Source organism: Clostridium sp., assembly GCF_030532265.1.
In the GTDB taxonomy this organism is placed as follows: domain Bacteria; phylum Bacillota; class Clostridia; order Clostridiales; family Clostridiaceae; genus Clostridium.
The window spans coordinates 1-8,804 of record NZ_JAUNLM010000068.1 but is presented as its reverse complement, the minus strand read 5'-3'; the positions used below and the strand labels follow the sequence as shown (position 1 = coordinate 8,804).

The window sequence follows — 8,804 nt, the reverse complement described above, 5'->3', positions numbered from 1 at the left end:
AAAATATTTTTTAAATGATAAAAATACTTTTATTATTAAGTGCTATAATATAAAATAAGATATGGATTTAGAAAAATTTAACTGTTTATTGATTTTAACTTAATATTATATAAACTTTATTAAATTTCTCTTTGTGAAAAATATAAACAGTAAGGATTGAACATTTATGAGAAGAAAAAGATATAAAAAAAGAAATAAATTTATAATTCTAATATTAATATTTTTTATAACTCTTGGATTAACAACTTTAATAAGTGGATATATTTATAAAAATAACATAAATAAAAATAATGAAACTCCAGAGATAATAAAACCCCCAAAAACTGAAATAACACAAAATAATAAAACAGAGTCAAAGAAAAAAGATATAAAGACATCCTCATCTGTAGCTAATATTTTATTAGTAAACAAAAAATATTCTATAGATAGTTCATATAAGCCTTCTGACCTTGTAATGCCTAAAGCTACTTACAATAATTATTCTCTTAGTATGAAACAACCACTTAGAAAAGATGCGGCTAATGCTCTTGAAAATATGTTTTTAGCTGCTGCTAAAGATGGAATAATACTTAAAGGTATATCAGGTTATAGATCTTATGATTACCAAGTATCAGTATTTAATAGTAGTAAAGAAAGAAATGGAATTGAACATGCAGAAAAATATGTAGCCAAGCCTGGTCATAGCGAACATCAAACCGGACTTGCTGTTGATGTATTATCAAATGAATATAGTAACTTAAATGACGGTTTTGAAAATACCAAAACCTTCAAATGGTTAAAAGATAATATGACTAAATTTGGTTTTATTTTAAGATATCCTAAAGGAAAGGAAAATATAACTGGATATAATTACGAGCCATGGCATTTAAGATACGTTGGTAAAGATGTTGCTAAAGAAATAAATAGCCAAAATATAACTTTAGAAGAATATTTAAATAAAAAATAAAATTTAATAAAATATAGAGTAGATAAAAATATCTACTCTATATTTTATTATTTATTTAATTCTATTTTATCAATTATTTTTAATCCTAATTCATTTGCAAAATCTACAGCTATTTTAAAATCTCTCATGTCTTCAGGTTTATGTGCATCTACACCTATTATTCTCTTTACATTATATTCTTTGGAAAGTTCCCAAAATTCTCTTATTGGATACATATATCTTTCACCATTATTATATTTTATTTTTCTTTTTTTAAATCCATTTATGTTTATCTCTATAGGCATATCAAGTTCTTCTGCTTTTTTTAGTATTCTCCTTGACGCCTTTATTGAATGCTCATCCCAGTCTCTATATCCACTTCCAAATAAATCTGGGTGAGCTATGTATGCAAATAGTCCACTTTCCATTGACTCTAATACAAAATCAACATACTTTTCTAAACTATCCGGTGTTAAATAACTACCTATGTAAAACCATTTTCCGTTGTATGGAAAAAAATGTGCTCCAAGTATTAAGTAATCTACCTTAAATTTTTCTTTTAATTCATCATAAAGCCATAAAAAATCTGGAAAATACTCACACTCAATTCCCTTTTTTATTTCTATTTTATCACCGTACATTTCTTTTACTTTATCAATTTCTTTAAAATATTCTGGAAGGTCTTCATATTTCATCCTATTTTCGTTATCTATATTTTTTCCAGGGTGCGGTAAATGATCTGATAATCCAATAACATCATATCCTTCTTTAATAGCTTCTTCTACATATTCTTTAATTGTTCCAACTGCATGATTACATCTATAATTATGAGTATGATAATTTGTTTTCATATTTAATCCCTCCTATATAAATTATATGATAAAACCGCACACTAAAATAAGTGTGCGGTTTTATCTATATATTAACTTTATCATTTAATTTTCAAAAAATCCAATTGACTATTCCCCAAATTTCTCTTTAATACATTATCCTATAAAATTAAATATAATATCTAAATACTCGTGCAATATCTCGTCCATTTCTAAATATAATTCATGTTTACCATTATCAAATCTAACTAAATTACAATTTTTACATAATTCATTAAACTTATTATGACCTTCAGCCTCTACAAAATCATCTCTCCCAGCTTGAAAAAGTAATATTGGAACATCTATATTTGAAATATTCTCTCTATCTATTAAATATTCAGTTGCTTTAATAGATTCACTTAACCATGTAAATGAACCCCCGCCTCTTCTAAGCTCTGCATTTTCTATTAATTTATTATGATAATTTCTATATCTGTGTTCATTTGAAGTTGCTGCTGATTCTAAATCAAACTTTTCATCGAAACATTTTTGTCCAAATATAAAGTCTTCACCTTTTCCAACCCTAACCATAGTTCCAGATATTAATTTTGCTAGCTTATTAGATATTTTTCCTGTTTTTATTTTAAACATAGGAGTACTTAATATAGCCTTTTTAAAGTATCCATTATATCTTTCAAGAAATATACAACCTATAGCCCCACCCATTGAATGAGCATATAAATATGTATTTTCTGGACTTCCTTTAACTATTTCATCAAGAAATTTCTTTAAATCCTCAATATAATAATCAAATTTTTCTACAGTTACTTGAGTTTTATCAATTTTACCAAAACATCCTGATCTCCCATGACCTCTATGTTCAAGACCAAAAACAGAATATCCATTTTTTAAGAAATAATAAATTATCTCTTCATATTTACCTAAGAATTCTGTAAATCCGTGACTTATTACTATTTTTCCTTTTTCATCTGGTAAAATATATTTTTCATAATAAATATCTTTATTATTTTCTCCTTTAAAATATCCTATCTCTTTTACACTATTTAAAAGGGTAGTTGATTCTTTTATATCTTTTTCACTACTTCCATAATTATTAAAATATTTTATTTTTGATCCATTCATTATAATCTCTCCTCCCTTTTTATAAAGAATAAGAGGAGATTAAACAAATATACTCCTCTTAAAAAATAATTTATATTAATTTCTAAATTTAATTAATACAATTTAAAATTGTTAATAAACTTATGTATATTAACTCACTATTTTCCATTATATGATTATGATACTATTTTTATCTAGTCATTTCAACTTTTAAAAACACTTATCCTTTTTAAGAGTTAATATAAATTCACTTCCTTTATTAAACTTACTAATAACCTTTATATCTCCATCATGAGCTTCCATTATACTTCTTGCTATAGTTAATCCAACTCCAACCCCACCAGTTTTACTATTTCTTGATTTATCAACTCTATAAAACCTTTCAAATATATATTTTAAGTCATCATTTCTTATACCAATACCATCATCTTTTATTGATATATAAACATAATTATTTTCTTCATAAGATGATATATTTATATGACCGTAATCATTTGTATATTTTATACTATTTGATAGTATATTTATTATAGCTTGACTAAATTTATCTTTATCAGCATTTATAAAATTATTCTCTAAGTTTAATTTTAAACTTATATTTTTGTCTAAAATTTGCTTTTCAAAATTTATACATAAATTTTCTATAAGTTCTTTTATATTAATTTTTTCTTTATTTAACTTTATTAAATCACTTTCATATTTACATAAATTCTCTAAAGATTTAACTAATCTATTTAGCCTTTGGATTTCTTCATAAATACTTTTAAGCCTTTCTTCTGTTGGCTCTAAAATACCATCAATTAAAGCCTCAACTTGTACTTGTATTGTAGTTAATGGTGTTCTTAATTCATGTGATATATCTTTAGTTAATATTTTTCTAAGCTTATCTTCTTCACTTAATTTATATGCTAATTTATTTATTGAATTAACCATTGAATTTATTTCTTGAATTTTATTTTTACAAATAATCTTTTTTGAATATTCTCCTTCTGAAATTAGTTTGGTAGCATCTATAACTTTTATTATAGGTTTACTTATTGTATGTGACAGAAGTATTCCAATAATTACAGAAAAAATTATTGCTAATATTAAAATACCAATTAAAACATTGTTTAATGTATTAAAAAAGATTAAATCTGAATCATTATAATAAAATGGCCCTATATATTCTATTTGTAAAATTCCTAAAGATTGTTTATTATGTTTTATAATTATTTTTTCTATAGTATTCTCACCATTTATATTAGGATTTATTTTATTTGTATTTTCTTTATTTTTTTCTAAAACTGATTCACAAAGAAGCTTATTTACTTTTCTTGCATCCCATATTACATTTTTATTATTATCTATGAGTTTTATTATAAAACCTTGTTTTGCAGCATTTAGACCAATAGTTTTTATATTTTCTTTATTAAAACTCCCTTTTTTATATGAACTTGTTATATTTGAAATAATCTCTGACTTTTTTTCATTTATACTATCTTCTATGTAACTATTAAAATTTTTCTTTATGAAAATATTAGCAATTATACTAATCATAAAAACTAAAATCAAAGAAAACGCTATAAATATTAATGTAAATCTATATTTTAATTTATTCAAAATTTAATCACCACCAAACTTATATCCAATTCCATGTACAGTTAAAATATATTTTGGTTTTTTATTATCATCTTCTATTTTTGCTCTTATATTTTTAATATGAGAATCAACTATTCTATCATAAACAAAACTGTCATCTTCCATAGTTTTACTTATAATATCCCCTCTCGTAAAAACTTTATTTTTATTTTCAGCTAATTGAAGAAGTATTTTATATTCTGATGGAGTAAGAGTTATTAGATTATTATTTTTAAATACTTCATAACTATCTTTATCAATTATCAAATCTCCATTATTAAATGATAACTTTGATTTATTATTCTTAACTCTTTTTATTATTGCATTTACTCTAGCTATAAGCTGTTTTGGACTAAAAGGCTTAATAACATAATCATCAGTTCCAATATTAAATCCATTTAATATATTTTCTTCATCAACTTTTGCAGTAAGCATTATTATTGGAACATCTGATTTCTCCCTTAATATTTTACATACTTCCTCCCCAGTAATATCTGGTAACATTAAGTCTAAAATTATTAAATCTTGTTTATTATCATCATAACTTTTTAATGCACTTTTCCCATCAGTAGCTATAAAAACTTCATAATTATCTTTTTCAAGATAAGCTTTTACTACTTCAACTATTTTAATTTCATCATCAACAACAAGTATTTTATTTTTATTCATAAAATCACCTTTTAAATTATATTTTTAAAATAAAAAAATCAGCACTACTAAAAGTTAGCACTGACTTTTATTATTTATGATTAACTTATAATAGTTTCTATATTATCATTAAGTATTTCTTGTGTTATAAGACCTGTATAATCATTTTGTATATTTCCACTTTTATCTATAAATAATGTTCTTGGTAATGCTTGAACATTATAAGCTGATACGCCATTTAACTGTTCATCAAACAATATGCTCATATTATAACCCTCTTTTTTTACATACTCAAGAGCTTTATCCTTAGTTTCCCTCATTCCATCTGTAAGATTAACCATTAATATTTCTAAATCATTATTTTTATATTTCTTTGCTGCATTATTAAAATATGGCATTTCTGCTTTACATGGGGGACACCAACTCGCCCAAAAATTAACAACAACAGCTTTTTTACCTTTAAAATCTGAAAGCCTCACTTCTTTTCCATCTTTATCAAAAGCAATAAAATTTGGAGCCTTTTCTACTGTTTCTTCTTTAACTTTTTCTGTAAATCCACTTTCTACAAATTGTTTTCCTTCTTGAGTACTTTCATAACTTTTAGATAAATATTTATAACCTATAAAACTACCTATAATTAATATAAAAAGAGTCAAAACTATATATATAAGCCTACTTTTATTACTCAAAAAAACTTCCTCCTTAAAATGTTAATAATGCTAATACCTTATTTAAGTATCCAGTCATCATTAAGACTCCTATAATAATTAGTATTGTTCCAGAAATTCTATTTATAACTTTATAATTTCTTTTTATAAAATTAAATGTGCTTTTTAAAGTATCAATTAATAATGCTGATAATATAAATGGAATTCCAAGACCTAAACTATATACTAAAAGCATACTAACTCCTTGTAATGTATGACTTGAATTTGCTGCAAACATCATTGCTGACCCCAAAAATGGTCCAACACATGGAGTCCAACCAACTCCAAATACAAAACCAAATAATAGTGATGAAATTATCGAATTGCTTTTTAGTACATTATTTATTCTAAAAGTTCTTTGAAGAATATTAACTTTTAATATTCCTATATAATTTAGTCCAAATATTATCAATAATATTCCAGATATTATATTAAAAATATTTATATATTCATTAATTAAATTTCCAAACTTACCAGCCATCCCACCTAATAAAGTAAATATAAATGCAAATCCAATTACAAAAGCTAAAGAATTTATAAATCCTTTGTTTTTATTATTTCCGTTATCAGTATTACTTCCCATAAAATATGAAATATATATAGGTACCATAGGTAATATACAAGGTGAAATAAAGGTTATTATTCCTTCTAAAAATAATATTATATAATTCATATACTCCCTCCTAAAGGCCACAACTAATTGATTTTAAGCTTTGATTATAAACTTCTTCTATATTAATATTTTTAAAACTATCTATAATCTTTATAGAACCAATTAATTTATTATTCATAAGAATTCCATAATCCTTCCCCGTTTCAAGACTTGTATCAACTGAAAAAATTCCTTCTCCATCAGTATTAAACTCTACTTTTTCTCCAGTATACGTATTTATTAAAACAACCTTCTCATCTTTTTTTATTCCATCTAATTTAATATTAAAATTACTTTGTTTTTCAGCAATAGTTATTAAAGGGTCTAATTTATCATTTTTAAAACTTTTATTTATTATATTTCCCTCTGCTTTAATTCTTTCATAAATTGAATTTTCTTTTACTTCTTTCTTTTTTTCATTTTGTCCTAAATAAAAGTTTGCTTTTATTCCAACAAAAATTCCTGTAAAAAATATAAATATAAGTATTGATATTAATTTAAATTTATTCAAAACACCAATCCCTTCACTAAAATTATGATTTAATTTTAAATTTGAATTTTGTAGATTTTATGAAGATTTTAAAATAATCATATATTTTAAATACAAAATATTCTTTTAAATATAAAAATTTAGAATAAAAAATAATACAAAAAAGCCATTAGATTTAATTAACTAATAGCTTTTTCTTTGTATTTAAATAATTATTACAAATTTTATTATAATATGTTAAAATACCTATTATAAATTGAACATATTATAATTTTATATAAAAGGAGAATATATATGAATATATTTTATGGTGCATATGGTATTGATTTGTTATCAATCTTTCTACTTATTATAAGTTTTTTTCTTGGATTTAATTACTATACTAATTTTTTAGGTTTAATTTTAAATATATTTGTAATTTATAGAACTTTTTCAAAAAATATATTTAAAAGAACAAATGAATTAAATAAATTTCTTTCTATAATAAATAAAATACTTAGTAAATTTAATAAAAGTATTCCTTATAATTTACCTAGGATTACACTAGATTATATACCTCAAGCTTTTAATATGCTTAAATATAAATTAAATCAAAAAAGAAAATTCAAAATAATTTCCTGTCCTAGATGTGGACAAAAGCTTCGCTTACCTAGAATTCATAAAAATGTTATTGTTACATGTAAAAAATGTTCTAATGAATTTAAGGCAAAAGCTTAGTATTTATTAGGAGCTTAAATTTTAAGCTCCTATTTTATATTTAAATTTATGTTCATTTTATCTTAATAAATTATAATTTTTTAAATATTTTAGTTGTATTTTATTTAAGTTTTCTTCCAATATAATTTATAACATTAGATTATAAATATATATTTCATTTACATATTCCTCAATCTTCTAATAAATATATATAATAAGTTATTACTCTCATTCCTATTATTATGTTAATATTTTTACATTATTTAAGTAATGCTATATTTTAATATTTGTATTTTTCCATACTAAAATATTACCTTAAACAAAATAAAACTACTATAATTTTAAAAATTATAGTAGTTTTATTTTAATTTATATTTAAACTAATCCAATAAATCACGTATTATTTCAGTTGCATCCATATATTTAGCTATTGATTTTCCATGATTTAATCTATTTATAATTCTTGCTAAGAATTCTGAAAGGTCTACAGCTTGGAACCACTTAGAATCTCTTAATTCTTGTGGAACATATGTTAAATTAGTTGAGTAAACTTTGCTTATTATTCCTCTTTCATAGAAATCAGTAAACTTTTCAAGTCCTTCTGTAAAGAATGCAAATGTTGTTGCTACATATACATTTCTTGCATTTCTCTTTTTAAGCTCTGATGCTATATCAAGAACTGATTCTCCTGATGCTATCATATCATCAACTATTAATACATCTTTTCCTTCAACATCTCTACCCATATATTCATGTTTAACTATAGGATTTTTTCCATTAACTATTAATGAATGGTCTCTTCTCTTATAGAATAAACCTACATCTACTCCTAATACACTTGAATAATAAATAGCTCTATCCATAGCTCCAGTATCAGGACTTATTACAAGTAAATTTTCACTATGAAGCTCTAAAGTTTTTTCATTACTTACAAGTGATTTAACTATATCATAAGTTGGATATATATTTTCAAATGATAATAAAGGAACTGCATTTTGTACATTAGGATCATGAACATCAAAAGTTATAATTTCATCTACACCTAATCTTTCAAGTTCTTGAAGTGCTAATGCACAGTCTAGAGATTCTCTTCCTTTACGTCTATGTTGTCTTGATTCATATAAAAGAGGCA

At 23.3% G+C, this 8,804-nt stretch carries 10 protein-coding genes; 2 read left to right on the top strand and 8 right to left on the bottom strand.

The annotated features are described in order from the left end of the window. Positions 1-166 precede the first annotated feature (166 nt). A complete protein-coding gene (locus tag Q4E08_RS10810) occupies positions 167-946 on the top strand; it encodes a D-alanyl-D-alanine carboxypeptidase family protein (protein ID WP_303130880.1) in 780 nt (259 codons plus the stop codon). A 47-nt stretch (positions 947-993) separates the two neighbouring features. Here the strand turns inward: Q4E08_RS10810 and Q4E08_RS10805 are convergent, their stop codons facing one another. The 7 genes from Q4E08_RS10805 to Q4E08_RS10775 all read right to left on the bottom strand — a co-directional run bounded on the left by Q4E08_RS10805 (position 994) and on the right by Q4E08_RS10775 (position 6,997). Further along, positions 994-1,776: a histidinol-phosphatase gene (locus Q4E08_RS10805; protein WP_303130878.1), complete on the bottom strand. Its 783-nt coding sequence runs from the start codon at positions 1,774-1,776 to the stop codon at positions 994-996. A gap of 135 nt (positions 1,777-1,911) precedes the next feature. Then, a complete protein-coding gene (locus Q4E08_RS10800) occupies positions 1,912-2,880 on the bottom strand; it encodes an alpha/beta fold hydrolase (protein WP_303130876.1) in 969 nt (322 codons plus the stop codon). A gap of 189 nt (positions 2,881-3,069) precedes the next feature. Then, a complete protein-coding gene (locus Q4E08_RS10795) occupies positions 3,070-4,461 on the bottom strand; it encodes a HAMP domain-containing sensor histidine kinase (RefSeq protein ID WP_303130875.1) in 1,392 nt (463 codons plus the stop codon). 3 nt (positions 4,462-4,464) lie between these two features. Next, positions 4,465-5,148 (bottom strand): response regulator transcription factor, encoded by a 684-nt coding sequence (locus Q4E08_RS10790; protein ID WP_303130873.1) that lies wholly within the window; start codon positions 5,146-5,148, stop codon positions 4,465-4,467. Between the two features lie 80 nt (positions 5,149-5,228). After that, complete coding sequence (locus tag Q4E08_RS10785; protein WP_303130872.1) at positions 5,229-5,816, bottom strand: TlpA disulfide reductase family protein; 588 nt, start codon at positions 5,814-5,816, stop codon at positions 5,229-5,231. 13 nt (positions 5,817-5,829) lie between these two features. Then, complete coding sequence (locus Q4E08_RS10780) at positions 5,830-6,507, bottom strand: cytochrome c biogenesis CcdA family protein (protein WP_303130871.1); 678 nt, start codon at positions 6,505-6,507, stop codon at positions 5,830-5,832. 10 nt (positions 6,508-6,517) lie between these two features. After that, positions 6,518-6,997: a hypothetical protein gene (locus tag Q4E08_RS10775; protein ID WP_303130869.1), complete on the bottom strand. Its 480-nt coding sequence runs from the start codon at positions 6,995-6,997 to the stop codon at positions 6,518-6,520. Positions 6,998-7,270: 273 nt separating this feature from the next. Between Q4E08_RS10775 and Q4E08_RS10770 the strand changes: the two genes are divergently transcribed. Further along, complete coding sequence (locus Q4E08_RS10770) at positions 7,271-7,693, top strand: hypothetical protein (protein ID WP_303130868.1); 423 nt, start codon at positions 7,271-7,273, stop codon at positions 7,691-7,693. Between the two features lie 359 nt (positions 7,694-8,052). Here Q4E08_RS10770 and prs read toward each other — a convergent pair. Beyond that, positions 8,053-8,804, bottom strand: a 752-nt coding sequence (gene prs, locus Q4E08_RS10765; RefSeq protein WP_303130867.1) for a ribose-phosphate diphosphokinase, incomplete at its 5' end; no start/stop codon positions are given.

Excerpts from the sequence above, each read along its gene's own strand:
- Q4E08_RS10810 (WP_303130880.1), top strand. The coding sequence starts at position 167 with ATGAGAAGAAAAAGATATAAAAAAAGAAATAAATTTATAATTCTAATA.
- Q4E08_RS10805 (WP_303130878.1), bottom strand. The coding sequence starts at position 1,776 with ATGAAAACAAATTATCATACTCATAATTATAGATGTAATCATGCAGTT.
- Q4E08_RS10800 (WP_303130876.1), bottom strand. The coding sequence starts at position 2,880 with ATGAATGGATCAAAAATAAAATATTTTAATAATTATGGAAGTAGTGAA.
- Q4E08_RS10790 (WP_303130873.1), bottom strand. The coding sequence starts at position 5,148 with ATGAATAAAAATAAAATACTTGTTGTTGATGATGAAATTAAAATAGTT.
- Q4E08_RS10780 (WP_303130871.1), bottom strand. The coding sequence starts at position 6,507 with ATGAATTATATAATATTATTTTTAGAAGGAATAATAACCTTTATTTCA.
- Q4E08_RS10770 (WP_303130868.1), top strand. The coding sequence starts at position 7,271 with ATGAATATATTTTATGGTGCATATGGTATTGATTTGTTATCAATCTTT.